This is a genomic window from Emticicia fontis, from assembly GCF_054779675.1.
Genome location: NZ_BAAGXU010000004.1, coordinates 171,446 through 192,352 on the forward strand (window position 1 = coordinate 171,446; position 20,907 = coordinate 192,352).

Annotated in this window: 12 protein-coding genes; 6 read left to right on the forward strand and 6 right to left on the reverse strand. The window is 38.3% G+C overall.

Going from position 1 to position 20,907, the window contains the following annotated elements:
• Positions 1-46: 46 nt before the first annotated feature.
• The 3 genes from ACYVFA_RS03340 to ACYVFA_RS03350 all read right to left on the reverse strand — a co-directional run bounded on the left by ACYVFA_RS03340 (position 47) and on the right by ACYVFA_RS03350 (position 6,967).
• The gene (locus ACYVFA_RS03340) at positions 47-3,454 is read right to left on the reverse strand and encodes a DUF7133 domain-containing protein (RefSeq protein ID WP_460470375.1); all 3,408 of its coding nucleotides are present in this window, start codon (positions 3,452-3,454) and stop codon (positions 47-49) included.
• A gap of 100 nt (positions 3,455-3,554) precedes the next feature.
• Positions 3,555-5,960, reverse strand: a complete 2,406-nt coding sequence (locus ACYVFA_RS03345) for a TonB-dependent receptor (protein WP_460470376.1) — start codon at positions 5,958-5,960, stop codon at positions 3,555-3,557.
• Positions 5,961-6,439: 479 nt separating this feature from the next.
• A complete protein-coding gene (locus ACYVFA_RS03350; protein ID WP_460470377.1) occupies positions 6,440-6,967 on the reverse strand; it encodes a YceI family protein in 528 nt (175 codons plus the stop codon).
• A gap of 279 nt (positions 6,968-7,246) precedes the next feature.
• Here ACYVFA_RS03350 and ACYVFA_RS03355 point away from each other — a divergent pair, with 279 nt between their 5' ends.
• Entirely contained in the window at positions 7,247-9,673 is a 2,427-nt protein-coding gene (locus ACYVFA_RS03355) for an ADOP family protein (RefSeq protein ID WP_460470378.1), read from the forward strand.
• Between the two features lie 71 nt (positions 9,674-9,744).
• Here ACYVFA_RS03355 and ACYVFA_RS03360 read toward each other — a convergent pair whose 3' ends face one another.
• On the reverse strand, positions 9,745-10,788 hold the full coding sequence (locus tag ACYVFA_RS03360) for a dihydroorotate dehydrogenase (RefSeq protein WP_460470379.1): 1,044 nt from the start codon (positions 10,786-10,788) through the stop codon (positions 9,745-9,747).
• A 426-nt stretch (positions 10,789-11,214) separates the two neighbouring features.
• On the opposite strand from ACYVFA_RS03360, the gene ACYVFA_RS03365 reads away from it, so the two are divergent.
• The 5 genes from ACYVFA_RS03365 to rpoN all read left to right on the forward strand — a co-directional run bounded on the left by ACYVFA_RS03365 (position 11,215) and on the right by rpoN (position 19,755).
• Positions 11,215-11,841: a TetR/AcrR family transcriptional regulator gene (locus ACYVFA_RS03365; RefSeq protein ID WP_460470380.1), complete on the forward strand. Its 627-nt coding sequence runs from the start codon at positions 11,215-11,217 to the stop codon at positions 11,839-11,841.
• Positions 11,842-11,857: 16 nt separating this feature from the next.
• Complete coding sequence (locus ACYVFA_RS03370) at positions 11,858-13,186, forward strand: TolC family protein (protein WP_460470381.1); 1,329 nt, start codon at positions 11,858-11,860, stop codon at positions 13,184-13,186.
• Between the two features lie 57 nt (positions 13,187-13,243).
• A complete protein-coding gene (locus ACYVFA_RS03375; RefSeq protein WP_460470382.1) occupies positions 13,244-14,419 on the forward strand; it encodes an efflux RND transporter periplasmic adaptor subunit in 1,176 nt (391 codons plus the stop codon).
• A 158-nt stretch (positions 14,420-14,577) separates the two neighbouring features.
• Positions 14,578-17,970 carry an efflux RND transporter permease subunit gene (locus ACYVFA_RS03380; protein WP_460470503.1) on the forward strand — a complete coding sequence of 1,131 codons (3,393 nt, stop codon included), beginning with the start codon at positions 14,578-14,580 and terminating at the stop codon, positions 17,968-17,970.
• Positions 17,971-18,276: 306 nt separating this feature from the next.
• Positions 18,277-19,755: an RNA polymerase factor sigma-54 gene (gene rpoN / locus ACYVFA_RS03385; RefSeq protein WP_460470383.1), complete on the forward strand. Its 1,479-nt coding sequence runs from the start codon at positions 18,277-18,279 to the stop codon at positions 19,753-19,755.
• 113 nt (positions 19,756-19,868) lie between these two features.
• Here the strand turns inward: rpoN and ACYVFA_RS03390 are convergent, their stop codons facing one another.
• Both ACYVFA_RS03390 and ACYVFA_RS03395 read right to left on the reverse strand, forming a co-directional pair.
• Positions 19,869-20,147, reverse strand: a complete 279-nt coding sequence (locus ACYVFA_RS03390) for a hypothetical protein (protein WP_460470384.1) — start codon at positions 20,145-20,147, stop codon at positions 19,869-19,871.
• 44 nt (positions 20,148-20,191) lie between these two features.
• On the reverse strand, positions 20,192-20,872 hold the full coding sequence (locus ACYVFA_RS03395) for a response regulator transcription factor (protein WP_460470385.1): 681 nt from the start codon (positions 20,870-20,872) through the stop codon (positions 20,192-20,194).
• Between the last annotated feature and the right edge of the window lie 35 nt (positions 20,873-20,907).

Here is a 20,907-nt window from a genome sequence, read left to right on the forward strand (position 1 = left end):
TCTAAGCATTTCGAACTTAGAAAGCCTTTTCATGATATAAAGCTAATTACTTTTTCAGACTAGACAAAAATTCTACCACATCTCTGACTTCTCTTTTTGTCATTAATGTTCCCATAGGAGGCATTGCAGAAGGGAAATTTTCTCTTTTAGCAATACGCGCTATTGGAATTACCAATGGTTCGGCATCAGAAGTAGTGATAGTTAATTCACTTTCTGTTTCTTTCGCCAATGTTCCGGTTACTTCCTGTCCATCTTTTAGCTTAACTGTAACCCCACCAAAGCCTGGAGAAATTCTCGCACTTGGCTCGATTAAGGCCTGTAAAATTTGGTCTCTCGTCAATACATCACCAATATGTGTCAGATTAGGACCAACGGTTCCACCTGTACCTCCGATTGAATGACATCTGACACACTCTCCGGTTGAACTGGTCATGAAATACTGGCGTCCTGCAAAGCGGTTTCCGCCAAATAAGGATTCTCTGAATTCGTCCATTGGTGAATTATGTGCACTATTGGCAGCTAATTTAGCTTTCAGACTTTCTGAACCTGTGGCATCAACGGCTTCTTTTAGCTCCAATGAGATATTCGGAGATAGTTTCTTGTCAATTAATTGCGTAACAAGATTATCGAGAATTACCTGCGTTTTATCAGCTTCCATCTTCGATAATACTACCAACATCTGTTGTTGCTCTTTGATGCTTCCTTTGCTGAAAATAGAGTTAACAATTACTGGCAAAGACTCTTTCGTTACATTCAAATTATTCAATAAACCTAAAGCGGCTGTTCTTACGTTTTCGTCTTTGTCATCCATCCCTTTTTTCATTAAGGCATCTATTCCAGAGTATTTCAGACTGTTTAATGAAGCTAGAATGGCTGTTTTTACTTTGGCTTCTGTAGTGGCATCATAAATAGCTACTAATTGAGTATTGGCATCGGTGATATTCAAATCGGCAAGTAAACCCGCAATAGCAACCTGTGTATCAGGATTTTTTTCTTTCAAAAACTCTGCAATATGTGGTTGCACTTTACTTTTTGCCATTGCAATGTCTCTTTGTAGTTTGCCACGGTAACGACCATCTACACGGTCTAATACCGATGGGTTCGCCCATGAACCTAAAGTAGCTAAAGCTTCTGCTTTGATTTCATCTTTGATATCAGTTCTTTTGGCAAAGGCAATCAGTAAATCTAATTCTTTCTCACCACCTACCCTCAAAGCTGCATTGATTGCTCTTCGTAAAACTACTTCTGATTTCAAACGGGTATCTTTCAAAGTTGCTGCCAAAGCTGGTAAAGCCGCTTCGATAGAAGTATCATCATTGATACCTCTGGCTGCTTCCGCTACAATATATTCATCAGCATCGTTTAAGAAAACAGAGATATTAGGGTCTTTCATTCTTCTTAAAACCAATACAGCGGCTGTTCTCAAGGCTTTGCTTGAATTGTTTGAAAGTGCAATAATTGGCTCAGCTTTACCGATTCTTGATAAGGCTAAAACTGCTGCATGTCTGATGTATACATCTTCGTCGTTATTGGCTTTCAATAAGTCAATCAATGGTTGTACGGCATCTTGGTTAGCTGTTCTACCTAATGCTTCTGCCGCAAAGAATCTTACACGTGCATTTGAGCTTTTCAATAATGGGATTAGTTGACCACTTAAAGATTTCACGCGTGCATCACCAATGATTTTGGCGGCTTGTGCGATAATCTCCTCATCTTTATCAGCCAATAAACCACCTAATGCTGATGAATAAGAAGCATTCATACGCGTTAACTGACCAATACCCCAGATACCATGCACACGTGCCAACTGGTTTTCTCTTTGAGCAATAGCTTTACTGAATACGGCAAACCCCCTTTTATCTCTTTTCGCCAGCTCCATCTGCGCTTTCTGACGGATGCGCATATCTACGTTCATTAACAAACTATAAAGCACATCATCTGTTTGTGCAGGGTATTTCATTTGCATCAAACGTTTGGTTTCTTCGCGTTGCGCGTTCAAATCGTTTTTATCGTTTGCTACATCAATTTTCCATACTCTACCGTAATTTTTGGTTCCCCAACCATTAATCCAGTCAGCTACATACAATGCGCCATCAGGACCGAAACGGATACCTGTTGGTAGAATACCACTTACTACGTCTTTTTCGCTATCAAAATCAAATGAAGCACCTTTTGGTTTCAATCCAAATGACCAGATATGTGAGCGGTTAGGAGCTCCTACGAACTCAACAAGGAAGAATTTATTTTTCCATTCTTTCCCTAATGCTGTTCCCGGATTGTAAACCATACCAGTCGGGCCATTGTGGTAGTTTCTGATTGGTGGAATGATATAAGCGGCTTGGCCATCCCAACGAGGTTTAGATAAACCCTCGTCCATCCATACTTTGTATTTGTTGTTTTTAGGATCGGTATATTTACCGTACTGCCAGTTTGAACGCCAGCCGGCATCAGAACCCTCAACCACGTGCACTAATCTTTCGCTTTCACCCGGATGGTCACCATCATTATCTGATGAAATCAGGTTACCATATTCGTCAAAAACAAATTCGTGTGTATTTCTCAAACCTGCTGCAAAGATTTCAAAATCACTTCCATCAGGGTTTGAACGAGCAATGATACCTGAGTTTGGATGCTCATATTTCTTGCCGTCTTTCGTAGTGATATTGGCACCAATATCTCCGATATTCCAGTAGATTCTTCCATCTGGGCCTTCAATCAACCCTGACATACCGTGTCCACTAAAGCCGATATGCACACCATATCCATGACTGATAGAAGTTTTCTGGTCAATGATACCGTCCCCATTAGTATCTCTCAATCGCCATACATCAGGCGCAATACCAACAAACATATCATTTTCACGGGCAAGGATACCACCAGCTACGTCAGTGATTTCTTCGTTGAAATCGCTCAGGATACGGGTTGATACATCAGCAATGCCATCACCGTTTTTATCTTCTATACGCCAGATTTCATCCTGCTCAACGGCTAAGTCTTTCCAGTCGTGCGAGCCATCTTCGTTCAGGTCTTTTACCCATTCGTTTTCTTTGCTTTTTTCAGGAGCAAAAGTGGCTCTTAAAAAGGCACGACGGTCTTCAACAGTTTGTAAGCCAATCGAAGGTGTCATCCAGTCACGGTGCCCACGAATATCAAACTCTGAGTTTTTTTGTCTGTTTGTTCTGGTCAGGTACACGCGCCCCTGGTCGTCAATGGTCATGGCAACAGGGTCTGGTGCAAGGGAGTCAGATGCCCAAAGGGTCATTTGTAATCCATCAGCTAACTTGGCTGCTGTTTTTTCACGGATTTCTTTGGCTTTGCTAACTGCTTTGGCAGGGTCTTCTGTAATGACTAGCGGCTTGTTTTTGGTTGTAGATGTACGCATACACGAAACAACCAAACCAACTGCTACAAGCAAAAGCGAAACCTTGCTTTTGAAGAGGTTTTTAAAGGTCATGAGGTATTATAATGATTAGAAATTGAAATAGAACCGAAAATTAGCGAATTCCAATCAAATTCTGACCATTGCTAAAGCGTTTTTAGCAAAATTCTATCAATTAATTACTACTTCTCTCCAGATTATCAAAATTGAAAGGATTATTTCGTTCTTCTTTCTTTCTGAAACCAAAATTATAACGAAGATTCAAACCTACCCGACGAGTGTCGGCCTGACGGAAACCAAAGGCAGAAATACTACCCTGATTAATCGTGAAGTTATTCTTATTGGTATAGAACACATCGTTCACACTAAGGGTAGCCGTCAGCTTTTTATTGAAGAACTGGCGGTTGATATTCAGGTTGAGATTACCGAAATTGCTTAACTCATAAAACTGCTGTTGCCCTTTGAAACGAATGAAGCCATTCAGACTGATATTGGTGAGTTTATCTAATTTGAACTGGTGAAAAGTAAAGAATGTCCAGCTACCTCGTTGGAATTTTAATGGAGCATTTTCGTACAAACCATTATAATCATTATAATTAAACTGTGCTCCGGCTACAAAGAAGTAACGATTGATTGGCGGTACAGCGCCCAGGAGACGAAAATAAGTTTCCTGATTTTTTCCCAGATTATCATAGGTGCGGTAAGCAATACTCGAATTATCAGGATTCTGGTAAATCACATTTGTAAAAATATCCTGTGTATAGTTACGGCCAACAGCAAAAATAGGTCGGTCTTCTATACTGATATTCACTTCAAAGTTTCTGGTGAATTGTGGTCTTAGCGAAGGGTTCCCTGCTTCATACAAATATTGATCAATGAAACGAGGGGAAGGATTCAGATATTCATAAACCGGACGTGTAATAGACCTGCGGTGTACTAAATAAGCACGAAGCTCGTAACCTGCAATTTTGGTAACTTTACGGCTCAGATAAATATAAGGAAACAAATCTGTTCTTTTAACCTTGAAAGAGGTATCAGAAGGTATTAACTGATGCCCGTTCATATTGGTGTTTTCCAGACGTGTACCTGCTTTCAGGATAAACTCACCCCAAGTTTTAGATAGTTGCACATAGGCAGCATAAATACTTTCATTATAATTGAACTGATTCGTTCTTGATACATCAATGTTTTGTTGCTCTCCAATTTTGGTATAATAGGTAGTAGTACTTCTGAAAAGCTGATAGGTAGCTTTCAAACCAGCTTCTAAAGTAAGCTTACGGGGAAGCTTGTATTTAATATCCGATTGTGCGGAAACGAAGTTTCGGTTATTACCTAAGTCTCCTGTACCAGCCATGTTCGAAACACTTGGGAGAACATAAGCCGTATTAAAAGCCTGATCAGTGTGGTTATTGAAATAATTATAAGAAATATCGGTTATCCATTCAGAGCCTAGTGTATCAAGTTTATACTTTGCATTAATTCCCTGATTGATACCATAGTTATTTCCTTTGCTATTGGTAGTATTAATATTATTGGTTAAAACTTCTAAAGAAGTAATCTGGCGAATAGTGCTTTCGTTATTGGCAGAAGAATTATTCTGATTATAACTCAAACGGGCATCATAATTTAATTCCCATTTTTTGCTAGCCTCGTAACCTAAGCCAAAACCCACATAAGCCTGATTGCCCGGATAAGTAGTATAAGCGTTCTGGAATATTTCTTTATCTGCCGAAAATTTACGAGTGGTTTGTATCTGCTCAAAGCTATTCCGGTGCGAATAATTGGCATTCAGAAAAGAGGTCAATTTACCACTACTATTATTCAGACTCACGCCGATAAACTGATTACCATAATGCCCTTGGTTCATTCCGGCATTCAAGCTTCCAGTAAAACCAATCTTAACCCCTTTTTTCAGAATGACATTTACTACTCCGCCGCTACCACTGGCATCATATTTAGCTGAGGGTGTGCGCAGGATTTCTACTTTCTCAATACTATTGGGTGGAAGACTCTTGAGAATAGCCGCAATATCAGCCGTACTCATTTTTTGTTCACGACCATTAATATAGATAGTAGCAGGTGTAGAATTGCTTAAGTATATATTACCATCCTGATCAACAAACAGTCCGGGAATCTTCTCCATGATTTCGTAGGCGCTTGTACTGGTATTGGCAATGGGTTCTGGGTCGACAATGGTTTTATCGTCTTCCTGTTGCATCAAAGGTTTTCGGGCTGTCACTACGGCCTCTCCTAGCAATTGGTTATCTGTTTCCATCACAAACTTAAAGACTGCTTGCTTGCCTGTGGCATTGATTCCTTTTACCAGATTTTTATAGCCAACAGAAGTGGCAGTCAGCGTGTATTGCTGATTCACTGGCAGATTAAATCTGGCTATGCCGAGGGTATCTGTAGTGCTGTTGAAAACCTTGATAGTATCTGCCCGATTCACAATTCTGATCGTAGCACCAATAATAGGAGATTGGTTGTTTTCGGTCAATTGAATGCTTATAGGGGTGGTTTGGGCAAAAGAAAGACAAGAAAATAAAAGGAAAAGGTGTAATAGTAAAATAGACTTTTTCATAGAAGCAGTAATGATAATAATTTTTTAACAAAGCTAAGTAAAACCAATCAGGCAGGCGATTAAAAAAACCTAAAAGTCTAAAGCGAAGAATCTTATTGTAATAATTAAATAAAAATTTGTAATAAAAAAAGATATTAAAAAATAGGCTTAGAACGCTCTTTTATAGGGGAAACGAGTGAAAATCAGTCAAAACACTAACGAAAATAAAAATAAAAAATTTTAATAATTATATTGGAATTCATAAAAAATCCATATATTTGACTTGTCATTTCAGAAAACAAGCAATAAACCTAAACTAAATCATAATTTTTGACGAAGAAAACCTCTGCCTTAAAGCAGGGGTTTCTTTATATGGTTTTCAAAATGAGTACACTTTCTTAAGCAATTATACCTAAACACTATACATATTTAATAAAAAGAAAACCTCTACCGTCAGGCAGAGGTTTCTTTTTGATTTTGATTCTTAGAAAAGTTAAAGATTAACCTTTCACCACTTGGATGTTCATTACCAGTTTCACTTCATCACTTACCACAACGCCACCTGCTTCTGTTACTGCACTCCACGCTAAGCCAAAATCCTGGCGATTAATTTTACCTTGTAAATCAAATCCGGCTTTTGTTTGTCCGTAAAAATCCGTCATAATTCCGCCAAACTCAGCTTTCAATGTTACAGGTTTGCTTACACCTCTGATCGTCAAATCGCCTTTTACGGTATAAGTATCATCACCTGATTTCTCAAAAGAAGTAGAAGTAAAAGTTAATTTTGGAAAATTAGCTGCGTCAAAGAAATCACCAGATTTCAAGTGACCGTCTCTTTGCTCTTGTCCGGTAGAGATACTGTCGATGTCAGCCGAGAAATTAACGGTTGCACCTTCAAAATCGTTATCATTAGTTGTTTCTACAGTTCCTTCGTAAGTACCGAAAGTTCCGGTTACTGTTGAAATCATTAGGTGTTTCACCTTAAAGTGTACTTCTGAGTGAGAAGCATCGATAGTCCATTTTGCCATTGTTCTGAATATTTTATAATAATAGTGAATTAATACTGTCTTAACATTGTATGTATATACATATAAAACAAAAGTATATAAGAATAGTTTCAGAAATTGAAAAAAAATTATTCAGACTTGTAAATAAATGATACCTCTTCATTTACCTATCTATTATACTTAAAAATTACCACCTTCAGATTCATCACATTTATAGCCAGATTTATCCCATTTTTTCATAATGCTTATAGTAGTCTGATATTTTTGAATAAGATTAATTACCTTTTTATAAACAGAATTATGATAGGAAGCTATATCAAAACAGCCAAGCGCAATTTATGGCGTAACAAAATGTTTTCATTCATCAATGTGGTTGGATTAGCCATCAGTATGTCTGTTGGTTTATTATTGATTGCATTTGTCCTTGACCTTTGGTCGTACGACAAGTTTAATAAGAACGGTGAAAGAATTTATCGTATTACTAATATAGCAAAATTCAATGGGGATCGTGGCGGGAAGTTTGCCACCACGTCTATAAAAACCGGAAAGCTTATCCGGCAGAAAGTGGCAGGTATAGAAGAGGTAGCCATCATGCGAACTGATTTTTCAGGGGATGCGAAAATTGGTGAGAATACGATTCCTGTCAAGGGCTTTTGGGCAGATCCATCTGTATTCAGAATTTTTACCTATCCGATGTTAGAAGGTAATCCGGAAACTGCACTGAAAGATCCATATTCAATCGTTCTTACCGAAACAACGGCTGAAAAACTCTTTGGTAGCAAAAATGTGCTTGGTAAAGTAATCAGGTTTGATAACTCAGACTATCAAGTAACTGGCTTAATGAAAGACGTTCCTTTCTTTTCGCATATTAATTTTGAAGCGTTGGTTTCGCTTTCAACGGCCGAACAGTTGAATAAAGGCAATAAGAACTTCGACCAATGGACAAGTATGTCTTCCAATTTCGTGTATCTACTATTGCCTGAAAATGCCAACAAAATATTAATCCAATCGCAACTGGATGCAATTGCCAGAGAAGAGAATCTTGCTGATAAAAATACCACAATCCAATTAGAACTGCTTCCTTTATATAATATAGTAGTTGGAGAGAACTTTCATGCCTCGGAGGGAGGGCCGGGCTCTACAGGGCCACACATGCCACCCATCATGCTTTGGATATTGGGCGGCCTTGCATTAGTGGTTATATTGTCAGCTTGTTTTAATTATACCAATCTTTCGATAGCACGTGCTATGCGACGATTCAAGGAAATAGGTATTCGAAAGGCCATCGGTGCGCAAAAGACTCAGGTATGGCAGCAATTTCTGGTAGAATCTATCATGATTTCATTGGCAGCCCTTCTTTTATCGTTCTTCCTCTTTCTTATTCTACGACCACAGTTGATAAACCTCGCTCCGGAAATGCAGCATACTGTAAAACTGGAACTGACATTTCCTATGATTATCACTTTCGTTATTTTTTCAGTCACTATTGGGGTTGTTGCTGGTTTCATGCCCGCACTGTTCTTCTCGAAAGTTAATGCCATTAATGCACTCAGAGATGTATCTACAGTAAAAGGATTCAAACACTTATCACTCAGACGTGCGCTGGTGGTAGTTCAATATACATTCACACTTATTTTTATTACAACAACTGCCATTGGCTATGTGCAGTATAAAAACATTCTGGCTTTCGACCTCGGATTTAATACAGAAAATGTTCTGAACATCGATATGCAGGGGAATACACCCGATGCGTTTGTAAAAGAATTGAAAGAGATGCCAGAAGTAACAGGAGTATCCAAATCGCTGATTATCACCAGTGTTGGAAATGCCTGGGGTGGATTTATGAAATACAAAGATTCGCGTGACTCAGCATTGGTCATGACTAACAATGTAGATGAAAACTACCTAACTCTCCATAAATACAAATTGATTGCCGGAGAAAATTTTAAAACAAGACCTACCACAAAAGATGCCGTTAGAGAAATAATAGTTAATGAACAGGTTTTAAAGAGGTTTAATATAGCTAATAGAGACCCTCAGAAAGCAATCGGGCAAGAAATTACGTTTAGTAGTTTTGGAATACCCAACCGTAAAATGACGATTGTGGGTGTCATGAAAGATTTCCACTATGGCAAGGTTGAGAATCTGATTGAACCGGTAGCCTTTATGTCGTGGACACCCGGAGACAGAGCTGTAATTAATGCCAAAATACAAAGCAATGATATATTGGCCACTATGGCTAAGATTGAGTCGACATGGAAAAAGATTGACCGAGTGCATCCATTTGAAGCTAAATTTTATGGAGATGAAATTGAAGCTGCTTATAGTGAGTTTTCTACGATGATTAAGATTATTGGCTTCCTTTCAATTCTGGCTATTTCTATTTCATCAATGGGATTATTCGGCATGGTAGCATTTACTACTGAAACAAGACTGAAAGAAATCAGTATCCGTAAAGTGATGGGTGCCAATGAAGGTAGCCTTATTTATTTATTAAGTCGCGGTTTTCTTGTCATGCTTTCATTATCGGCATTGATTGCTTTGCCAATTACTTATCTTTTCTTTGAGAAATTTGTGCTTAAAAATTTCCCCTATCATACCCCTGTACAGATTACCGAATTATTCATTGGTTTGCTGGCAGTATTGGTGATAGCCTTTTTAATGATTGGTTCTCAGACCATGAAAGCAGCGAGGAGTAATCCTGTAAAAGTATTGAAGAGTGAATAGAGATTTATAAGGTTTGATACAAAAACAGCTCTGGTCTCCAGAGCTGTTTTTGTATCGACAATATTCAACAATTAAAATTTCTCTTTCAAAATCCCTTCACAAATATCTTTCACAATTCCGGGGCCTTCGTAGACAAAACCTGAATATACCTGCACAAGAGATGCTCCGGCTTTCAGTTTCTCAATCGCATCTTCTGCTGAATGTATACCACCAACCCCAATAATCGGGAATGCTTTCTTAGATTTTTCAGACAAATATCGGATTACTTCTGTAGAGCGTTTTGCTAAAGGTTTACCACTCAATCCACCAGCGCCAATTTCTTCTACTTCAGCTTTATCTGTTACCAAATCTTCACGGCTGATAGTTGTATTGGAAGCAATCACACCCGAAATACGGGTTTCTTTCACAATCTCTATAATATCGTCTAATTGCTCGTCTGTCAAATCGGGTGCTATTTTTAATAGAATAGGTTTCGGTTTTGATTTACGGCCGTTATCTCTTTCTAATGTTTTCAGCAAATACTTCAAAGGTTCTTTCTCCTGCAAGGCACGTAAACCGGGCGTATTTGGTGAGCTTACGTTGATAACAAAGTAATCTACGTAAGGATAAAGGTCATTGAACGATTTCAGATAATCATAAACGGCATCGTCGTTTTTGGTCAATTTGTTTTTACCAATATTACCTCCAATGATGATTTTTGACTTTCTTTTACGTATTTCATTCGCTGCCGCTCCTGAACCCTCATTATTAAAACCCATCCGATTAATAAGCGCCTCATCCTGTTTCAATCTAAACAGGCGAGGTTTATCATTTCCCATCTGTGCTCTTGGCGTAACGGTACCGATTTCAATAAAGCCGAAACCCAGATTTGATAATTCATCTGTCCATAAGCCATTCTTGTCAAAGCCGGCAGCTAAACCTACCGGATTCTTGAAACGTAAACCAAAAACCTTCCGCTCCAGACGTTTATCGTTTTTTTCGTAGATTAATCTTAAGATAGCCGGGATGAATGGAACCTTACACGCAAATTTCAGCACATCCATTACTACATAGTGAATCTTCTCGGCATCGTGGCGAGTGAGATAAGGGAAGATAAATTTTTTATAAAAACTCATTAAAATCAGGTGCCTTAAGCAGGCATTGTTGTACGTAAATTAATTGCTAAATATCTATAAGGTGGGAGGGATAAGTCTCGTGTACAAAATTACAATTTAGTGCTCAAATTCCTTAAAATTTCAACGAATAGATTTGGTTTAAAAATGTCATATCAAAAAAGTGCAATTTTTTATTGATATGTAAATATTAAATATGAAGAACTTTCTATTGCGAAACGGCTTTACGACCTTATAAACTAATCTCATCCCCAAATTTTTACAGTTCATCATAATTCCTTAGGGATTTATCTGCACCCTCTTCAATTTTGTCCCACCAAAGAGGTTCTTAAAAAAATTATAAAAACTTTGAACCTTTTAAAAGTTTCCATAGTTTCTGTCTCTAGATAACCTTACTATAATGATAGCATAAAGACTTAAACAATGTAAATGGAAATCAAAGACAGAATTTTACAGACCGCTGAAACACTCTTCCGGAAGTTTGGAATCAGGAGTGTGACAATGGACGACATAGCGTCCGAATTAGGGATTTCAAAAAAGACAATTTACCAGAATTTTGAAGATAAAGATTCAATCGTTCACGAGATAGCCCGCCATAATATGATGTGCGATATGGAAGAATCAGAACGTATACACAAAGAATCGGTTAACCCTATTGAACAGGTCTTTAAAGAAGCGTCGTTGCTCCGCAAACAAGCGTCAACAATTAATCCTGCTGTATTTTACGATTTAAAAAAGTATCATCCCAAAACCTGGCAATTTTTTTTGGATTACAACAAAGTTAATTTCCTGGAAATTGTAAAGAAAAATCTGAGAGAAGGGATTGAACAGGGGCTTTACAGAGCAGAAATCGACGTAGAGATATTAGCCCGCCTCAGGCTGGAAGAAGTAGAGTTTGCCTTTAACCGTGATGTTTTTCCACCAGAGAGATTTAATCAGACGGACGTTCACACCACATTTATAGACCATTATTTAAGAGGAATCATGAGCCCGAAGGGCCTTGAGTTTTATGAAAAATGTAAACAGGACGCAGAGCCTGAACACATCAAATTTTAATTAAACAATCAACTATATGAAAGTAAAGTACCTGATTTTTTTCCTAATCTGTGGAATATCCGCACAAGCCCAGCAGGCATTTACCTTGCAGGAGGCTGTACAGTACGGAACTAAAAACCACCTATCCGTAAAAAATGCCGAGTTAGATATTGTGGGAGCCGAGCTGACAATCAAACAAATCAAAGCTTCTGGATTGCCTCAGATAAACGGTAATTTCTCCTATACCTACAACGCAATTATTCCCACACAGCTGATTGATGCCAAAAACTTTGACCCATCTGCACCAGATGGTGCGGTAACCAAATTTAAGTTTGGTGTGCCTTGGGCAGGACAGGCAGGTGTTGGTGTAAACCAATTGATTTTTGATGCTACCTGGCTGGTAGGTCTGAAAGCCGCTCCGGTGTATCGCGAGTTAGCAAGAAAAGGTGTAACTAACTCTAAAATTGTTGTAGCTGAAAACGTAGCTAAAGCTTACTACTCAGTTTTAGTAGCTGAAGAAAGAAGTAAAATTCTGGATTTAAACATTGCGCGCATTGATTCATTAATCAAAGAAATGAAAGTAATGAATCAGCAAGGGTTTATTGAAAAAATAGACCTTGATCGTCTGGAGGTTCAACGCAACAATCTAGTTACTGAAACACAAAAAGTAAAGAACCTTATCCTATTAAGCCAGGCTCTTCTGAAATTCCAGATGGGTATGAAACTGGAGGAGCCGATTGTGTTGAAAGATAAATTGTCAGACGTTGACATCAAACCTTTTGCGATGCTGGAATATCCATCAGTTGATTATGCTGGTCGTATCGAATACGCTACTTTGATGGTACAAAGACAACTATCTGTTTTAGATATGGAGCGCACCCAAAAAGGAGTATTGCCAAAATTCTCTTTTAATGGTTCGTTAGGCGCAGGCCATAGTAATACCCGCTTCAATCCATTTGAGCGTTGGTTTGGATCTTCGGCTTTAACCTTAGGTATTCAGATACCAATTTATGATAGCGGTTTAAGAAAAATTCAATTACAGCAACAGAACCTTGCCTTAACCAAGCTAGACCAAAGTGCCCTGTTATTGAAAGAATCGTTCGATTTACAAGCTAAAACTGCGAGTATCAATATTAAAAATGGTTTAGAAAGCCTGAATATACAACAACGAAACCTGGATCTGGCTACAGAAGTAGTAAGAGTTACCAAAATCAAATACCAGGCAGGTCAGGGTTCTAATATTGAAGTAGTGAATGCAGAGTCGGCATTGAAAGAAGCACAAACCAACTATTTTGCTGCATTATATGATGTATTAATTGCCAAAGTAGATTTAGACAAGGCAATGGGTAAATTATTAGTTGAGTAAGAATCTTATAATATCACAACAGTTAACGAATATAAGCATTAAATAAAACACATTCGTATGAAAAATATATCTCTTATTTATTACAGAGCGAAAACAACATTTTCAAGTATAGCTTTTGCCTTAACATTTATCGTTCTGGTTGCTTCTTGCTCAAAAGGTGGTGGTAGCAATACTGTAGAAGGAAAGAAAGCGGAGTTAGCAAAATTGCAGACAGAAGAAAAAGCTATATCGGAGAAAATTGAGAAACTACAAAAAGAACTCAATATCCTTGACCCAAGCAAGGAAGAAGAAAAAGTGATTAGTGTAACTACTATGCCTGTTGCGGCACAGAATTTCAAACACTTTGTTGAGTTTCAAGGTCGACTGGATGCTAAAAACAATATCCTTGTTTCTCCACAAGTGGGTGGTGCTATCACGAGTTTGAATGTAAAAGAAGGTGATTACGTGAAACAAGGTCAGCTAATAGCGACTATTGATAACTCTGTTATGAAACAATCTCAACAGGAGATTGAAGTTCAACTAGAGACAGCCAAAGTTTTCTATCAGAAACAAAAGAACCTTTGGGATCAGAAAATCGGTACAGAAGTACAATATATTCAGGCGAAAAGTAATGTAGAATCCTTAGAAAAGCGTCTGGCTACTCTACAAACGCAATTGGGCATGACTAAAGTAACAGCTCCGATGAATGGGTTTATAGATGAGATCCGTCAACGTGCAGGTGAGTTAGCGGCTCCGGGTTTGGGTATCGTAAGACTAGTGAATTCAGATAACCTGAAAGTAGTAGCGCAAGCGGCCGATACTTACGCCGGAACTGTGAAACAAGGTGACTTGGTAACAATCAAATTCCCTGATTTAAGCAAAGAAACAACAGCCAGATTAACATTTGTGAGCCAAACGGTAAATCAGGCTTCTCGTACCTTTACGATTGAGGCATCGATTCCAAAAATTGACCCTCAGTTAAAACCAAATATGACGGCTGTGATGAATGTAAACGACCAGTCGAAAAGCGATGCGATCATCATCAACAGAAACCTGATTCAACAAGATGAGTCTGGCAATATTGTATATGTAGCTGTAACAGAGGGTGGCAAGAAAGTAGCACGTAGCCGTAAGATTACTACTGGTCTGACTTATGGTGGCGATATTGAAATTGTATCAGGATTACAAACGGGAGATTTGTTGATTACTCAAGGCTATCAGGATTTAGTAGATGGTCAGGCGGTAAGTTTCTAAATTAGAGAAGAAAAGATATGGTATTGAATCCACCATACTTTTTCTGTGTCTTCATATCAAAATATTTAAACAATCATAAAAGCCTTCATTGGTTTTAGATTATGGAAAAAGACAAATTTCAAGAATTACAAGAACAAGATCTTCCGCATGGTAGTGGGATGATCTACAATATGGTTCGTTGGTTAGGCAACAATCAGACCACGGTCTATATTTTTACGACCATGATATTTCTGGCTGGTTTGGGCATCTACTTCAATCTACCGAAAGAACAATTCCCAGATATTAAGGTACCACAGATCTATGTACAGACCATTTACTTCGGTACAACTCCATCAGATATTGAGAACGTAATCAATAAACCCATTGAGAAGCAATTAAAGACTATCACGGGTGTAAAACGTATCAAATCAAATGCCCTACAGGACGTATCGGTTATTCTGGTTGAATTTAACCCGGATGTCCAGATTGAGGCGGCCTTACAACGTGTACGTGATGCCATAGACAAAGCTCGCAGAGATTTACCGACAAAAGTTGATAGTGGCCCAACGGCACAAGACGTAAACTTCTCGGAGTTTCCTATCATGAACATCAACTTAGCAGGTAATTTCCCATTAGAAAAACTGAAAGATTATGCAGAAGAACTACAAGATGATATAGAGTCGTACCCAGAAATTACAAAAGTTGATATTGTTGGTACCTTGAAAAGAGAAATCCAGATAAATCTTGATTTAACCAAGATGCAATCAACCGGATTAACTTTCTACGATATTCAATCGGCTATTCAAGGCGAAAACATCAATATCTCTGGTGGTGATTTGAATGTGGATAATGTACGTCGTACCATCCGTGTAAAAGGAGAGTTCAAAGATGTCTATCAGATTCAGGATGTACAAATCCGTAGCTCAACAGGTGCAACTGTTAGACTAGGAGATGTAGCAGAAGTAGTAGATAGCAGTGAAGAGCAACAGGATTTTGCCCGTTTGGATAACAAACGCGTAGTAACGCTGAATATTATTAAAAGAGCAGGAGCCAGTGTAATTGATGTATCAGAGCGCATTGAAGTATTGTTGGAAAAATACCGTGAAGAACGTTTCCCTAAAGGATTAGAAGCGAGAGTCACAGCCGATACATCTGAACGTGTAAAAAGTGAAATTGCCGATTTGATTAATACGGTTGTACTAGGGTTCATTTTCGTTGTAATTGTATTAATGTTCTTTATGGGTGTGAGAGATGCAATTTTCGTAGGTCTTTCAGTACCTCTATCGGCATTGATTGCCTTTATTCCACTCTGGTTTTCTGGCTTTACCTTAAATACTATCGTTCTCTTTGCCTTTCTATTAGGGCTAGGTATTGTGGTGGATGATGCGATTGTGGTAATTGAGAATGCTCACCGACTATTCAATAGATTTAAGAATCTGAGCATTAAAGAGGCGGTAAGTCTGGCTGCATCAGAGGTATTCTTGCCTGTATTATCAGGTACTTTGACTACCATTGCACCTTTCTTCCCACTATTGTTCTGGCCGGGTATCGTAGGTGAGTTCATGAAGTTCTTACCAATTACCTTGATTTATACATTATTCGCTTCATTAATTGTAGCATATGTAATCAACCCTGTATTTGCGATTTCATTCATGAGACGCCACGAAGATGAGCAACACGAAGATACGAGCTTTAAAGGTATCCGTCGTCCGTTGATTATCATGGCTATCATTGCTTTACCAGCATATTTAATAAATGTAGGTATTGGTAACTTAATCGTATTAGGCGCAATCTTGTTTGTGTTTAACCACTTTATATTAACACCGAAAGTGATTTTACCATTCCAGGATAAAGCCTTACCGCGTTTCAAGGATGCTTATAGAGGTCTTATCTCATGGATTATTACAGGATATCGTCCGGTATTTGCGGTAATCAGTATGTTCGTTTTATTGATTTTTACTTTTGTAATGTTAGGTATCGTACAACCTAAAGTGATTTTCTTCCCAAGTGGTGACCCTGATTATATCTATGTATATAACGTAATGCCAGTGGGTACTGACGCCAGAGTAACGGACTCAGTAACAAAGGTGATAGAAAAGAAAGTATTCGCAGTTATTAAGAAAAATAAGGCTGAAGGCTCTATTAACTCTGTTATCTCTAACGTAGGTAAAAATGCCGGTGACCCATTCAATCCTGACCGCTCGGCTACGCCTCATAAATCGAAAGTAACGGTTGCCTTCGTGAAAAAAGAAGAGCGTGGAGATATATCTTCACAAAAGCTTCTGGATGAAATGAGAGATGTGATTAAGGGTATTCCAGGAACTGAGATTTCGGTACAACGCGAAAACAACGGCCCTCCGACTGGTAAACCAATTTCAATTGAGATTGTAGGGGATGATTTCAATACCCTGATTAAACTTGAAAAAGAAGTTCGTAAAGAAATTCAAAAACAGAATATCAAAGGTATTGAAGAGTTAAAATCTGACTTGATTACCAACAAGCCCGAAATCATTGTTGATGTAGATAAGGTGAAAGCACAACGCGAGGGTATCAGTACTTCGCAGGTAGCAATGGCCATTCGGACCGCCTTATTTGGTGCCGAGGTATCTAAATTCAGAGATGATAAAGATGAGTATCCGATTCAGTTACGCTTAAAAGCGGATGACCGTAATAAAGTTGAAAAACTATTGAGCATGAATATCACCTATCGTGATATGAATATGGGAGGAGTGTTACGCCAAGTTCCTTTGAACTCAATTGCCAATATCTCTTACTCAACTACATTCAGCCAGATTAACCGTAAAGATCAATCCAGAATCATTACTTTAGGTTCGGAAGTATTGAATGGATACAATGCCAACGAAATTGTGGCAGAAATCCAAAGCAAGGTTATTGACACAATGGAAGTGCCAAGCGGATACTCAGTGAAAATGGGAGGGGAGCAGGAAGAGCAAATGGAATCAATGATATTCTTAATGGGTGCCTTGGGTGCAGCAGTATTGTTAATCTACCTGATTCTGGCTACTCAGTTTAACTCTGTTGTGAAACCGATTATCATCTTTGTAACTATCTTACTATCATTTATCGGAGTATTCTTAGGCTTCATGGTATTTGGTATGACTTTCTCGATTATCATGTCAGGTGTAGGTATTATTGCATTAGCTGGTATTGTGGTGAAAAACGGTATCTTGCTGATAGAGTTTACCGATGAGTTAAGAGAAAGAGGCTATCCGCTTAAACAAGCGATTGTTGAAGCAGGTGGTGTTCGTTTAACTCCGGTATTGTTGACAGCCTCAGCGGCGGTATTAGGTCTCGTACCTTTGGCCTTAGGTTTAAGTATGGACTTCGTTACTTTGTTTACTGAATTCAATCCTCACATTTTCATCGGTGGTGATAGTGCAGTATTCTGGGGTATCCTTGCCTGGACTATTATCTTTGGTTTATCATTCTCTACCGTACTAACCCTGGTTATCGTGCCATGTATGTACTATATCAATGAGAGAGTAAGAGATAAATATTTCCGCAAAAACAAGAAAGCAGCATCGGCTAAAACCAAAGAAGCAATCGCTTAAAATAACCGGTTTTCAGACAATAAAACCCCATAGGATATACGTGTCTTATGGGGTTTATTTTTTTTTAATTGGACTTTTTCTAAAAAAATAGAAGTTTTTTTTGAGAAATCTTACTAAATATTAATTGTTTGATTGTCAGTTATTTAGAAATTTTTTCATCAAAAACGGTAATTTTTTCAATGAAATGTTTGTTCGGTAATGAAAAATTATATTCCTTTAATTATTGTCTCACATTCTTTTGGCACGAAAAATGTGGAGAGGGTCTGTAAAAGGCCCAATTATAAATGAAAAAACTCTACGTCTCACATGCAGAAATTAAGTCTCAATCAATCCCTTCAACAGCGGCTGTCTCCCCAACAGATTCAGTTTATCAAGCTGTTGCAAATACCTACTGCTGAACTTGAACAAAGAATAGAAGAGGAACTTGAAATTAATCCTGCCCTTGAAGAAGGAATGGACATGGACGATCGTGTGAAAGACGACTATGAGGAGGATGATTATGGAAATGATGACTACGACGAATATGGCGAGTATGAACGCTACGAGGGACTTGACGTAAAACAGTATTTGGATCAGGACGATTACGCAGGCTATAAAATGTACGGCGACGGCTGGGGCGATGATGACAGAGACGTGATGCCTGTAGTTGCGACCAGTACATTAGCCGAATCATTGGTGCAACAATTGGGTTATTTACGTCTGGATGCCAGACAGGAGTCCATCGGTTTGCAATTGATTGGTAGTATTGAAGAAGACGGCTATATCCGTCGCCCGCTTCGTTCTATCTGCAATGATTTAGCTTTTACGCAAAATATTTATACAAACGAAGAGGAACTTGGTACCATTCTAAGAAAGGTACAGACTTTTGAACCTGCGGGCATTGGGGCCAGAGATTTAAGAGAATGTCTTTTACTGCAATTAGAAAGGAAAGATATCGAAGATATTGAGGTAGAAGTAGCTGTAAGAATTATCACTGATTTCTTCGACGAGTTTACCAAGAAGCATTACGAGAAAATCCAAAGACGCCTCGATGTAGATGATAATACCATGAAAGAGGCTATCAGAGTCATTACGCGCCTGAATCCTAAACCGGGTAATACGGGCAATGGTGATAGCACAGCGGCTTATCTGATGGCAGATTTTATTGTAACCAATAGTAACGGTAAGCTAGATGTTATTCTGAATTCTAAAAATGCACCGGAGCTTCGTGTAAGCCGTTCATTTGCAGAAATGCTTGATACCTATGATAAAACCGATAAAAATGGTTCGGCACAGCATAAGAGCATTAAAGAGACGGTAACTTTTGTGAAACAAAAGCTGGATGCGGCTAAATGGTTTATTGATGCAATCAAACAACGCCAACAAACGCTTTTAAAAACCATGAAAGCAATTGTTGAATACCAAAGAGACTTCTTCCTGGATGGCGATGAATCGAAGTTAAGGCCGATGATTCTGAAAGATATTGCCAATCGTATCGAAATGGACATCTCAACTGTTTCACGTGTAGCAAATAGCAAAGCTGTTCAAACCGATTTCGGTATCTATCCATTAAAATATTTCTTCTCTGAAGGTATCGCAACTGATTCAGGTGAAGATGCGTCAAGCCGTGAAGTAAAAAATATTCTGAAAGAACTGATTGAAAACGAGCCTAAAAACTCACCACTTTCTGACGATAAATTAGAAAAAATGTTGAACAAACGTGGGTATAATATCGCCCGCCGTACGGTTGCTAAATACCGTGAACAATTGAATATTCCGGTAGCACGTCTACGTAAACAATTATAATTTTTCTTGCCAAATCTCTATAAAGACCTTAAAAAGAAAGTCAGCACTTGAAGAAGTAGCTGACTTTTTTTATAGATTTCTGAAATATGTTGTCTTTCTTACAGCTTTTATAATTAGGCGTCATTAATTGCATAATCATGCAGGCGTTTTGTTACTTCTTCAAAATCAGGATTATTATTTATGTTAGCTTTCCAAGCTTCTATAAAATCCTTAACTAAAAATACCTCAATCAGATAATGATATTTTCTTCCAGCTTCTTCTTTTATAACCCCATCATTTTCGTCAATAGGTGAAAGTATAATATCAGAATCTCGATTGTCTAAATCTTCTTGAAAGATGATGAAATTTTCATCTACACTATCAATATCTTTAATCAAGTCGATTAGTTTCATGCCTTTAGTTAATTGTTCCTTATTTACTATTGCCTATTTTAACCTTACACAATCAACTTAAACCCTTCCCCATGCATATTCATAATCTGTAAAGATGGGTCGTCTCTCAGATGTTTTCGGAGTTTGGTGATATATACATCCATACTCCGGGCATTGAAATAGCTATCATCTCCCCAGATCAGTTTTAAAGCAAAGCTCCTGCTGACAGATTGGTTTTTATTCTGGCAAAGCAATTTCAGCAATTCCGATTCTTTCGTTGTCAACTTATTCTGGCTACCATTATGCGCTAATGTATTGGTCTGGGCATCGAAAGAGTATTCGCCAATCTGGAAAGTATTTGAGGGCACATCAGATTCCTGTTTATTGATACGACGGAAAATAGCTTTCATCCGCATCAATAGTTCTTCCATACTGAAAGGCTTGGTAATATAATCGTCGGCACCTACCTTGAAACCCTGGATGGTATCCTCTTTCATCGATTTCGCCGTCAGGAAGATAATAGGCACTTCTTTGTCTTTCATGCGTATTTCTTTTGCCAACGAGAAACCATCTTTTTTAGGCATCATTACATCGCAGATACACATCTCATAATTACCTTTTTCAATAAACATCTTGATGCCCTCTTCGCCATTTTTCGCTAAGTCGGTGTCAAATCCTTTGGCATTCAGGTATTCTTGCAAGAGCATACCTAAATTTGGGTCATCTTCTGTTAATAAAACTTTCATATCGTTGCCCTTGTGGGTGTTTAAAGTACAAACAA